Annotated in this window: 1 protein-coding gene; it reads right to left on the bottom strand. The window is 68.0% G+C overall.

Annotation, left to right across the window (positions count from 1 at the left end; genetic code table 11):
- On the bottom strand, window positions 1-1,212 hold a 1,212-nt coding region (locus EN742_RS35420), incomplete at both ends, for a helix-hairpin-helix domain-containing protein (RefSeq protein ID WP_128333913.1).

Here is a 1,212-nt window from a genome sequence, read left to right as displayed (position 1 = left end):
CCGCTTCATGGCCTCGGCAAGCGCCGCGCCGAACGCGCCCTGCGCGGCCGGCGGCTCCGGCTGGCGCGGCGGCGCCGGCGTGCGCGGCGCCGGCCTGCCGCCACCATTGTCGCGCGAGCCGCTCCGCGGGGCACCGCCGTCGCCGTCCTTGCGCATCGTGAGACCAATGCGGTTGCGCTTGATGTCGACGTCGACGACCCGCACCTTCACCACATCGCCCGCCTTCACCACCTCATGCGCATCCTTGATGAAGCGGTCAGCCAGTTGCGAGACATGGACCAGCCCGTCCTGATGCACGCCGATGTCGACAAAAGCGCCGAAGGCGGCGACATTGGTCACCGTGCCTTCGAGCAGCATGCCTGGCTTCAGGTCCTTGATATCGTCGACACCCTCGGCAAAGGTCGCCGTCTTGAAGCCGGGGCGCGGATCGCGGCCGGGCTTTTCCAGCTCCGCCAGGATGTCGCGCACCGTCGGCAGGCCAAAGCGCTCGTCGACGAAGACACGCGGGTCGAGCGCCTTGAGCGCGGCACTATCCCCCATCAGCGCGCGCACGTCGCGGCCGCAGGCTGCGACGATCTTCTTCGCCACGCCATAGGCTTCGGGATGCACCGAGGAAGCATCGAGCGGCTCGGCGCCATTGGCAATGCGCAAAAAGCCGGCGGACTGTTCGAAGGCACGTGGTCCGAGCCGCGCCACCTTGAGCAGGTCCTTGCGGCTGGCAAACGGCCCGGTCGCATCGCGATGCGCAACGATCGCTTCGGCCAGCGATGGGCCTAGCCCCGAAACCCGTGCCAGCAACGGCGCCGACGCCGTGTTGAGATCGACGCCGACGGCATTCACCGCATCTTCGACCACCGCTTCCAGCGAGCGGCCGAGCCGGTACTGGTCGACATCGTGCTGATATTGGCCGACGCCGATCGACTTCGGCTCGATCTTGACCAGTTCGGCAAGCGGATCCTGCAAGCGGCGAGCGATCGACACGGCGCCGCGCAGTGACACGTCGAGGCCGGGGAATTCCGCCGCTGCCGTCGACGAGGCCGAATAGACCGAAGCGCCCGCCTCGCTGACGATCACCTTGAGCGGCTTCGGGCCGGAACCGGCTGGCAGGTCCGACAGCATGTCAGCGACCAACTTCTCGGTCTCGCGGCTGCCGGTGCCGTTACCGATCGAGATCAGCTCGACCTTGTGCTGGCGGATGAGCGCGGCGAGCTC

Source organism: Mesorhizobium sp. M4A.F.Ca.ET.020.02.1.1, assembly GCF_004022645.1.
Lineage (GTDB): Bacteria > Pseudomonadota > Alphaproteobacteria > Rhizobiales > Rhizobiaceae > Mesorhizobium.
This window is presented reverse-complemented; position numbering and strand designations above follow the sequence as displayed.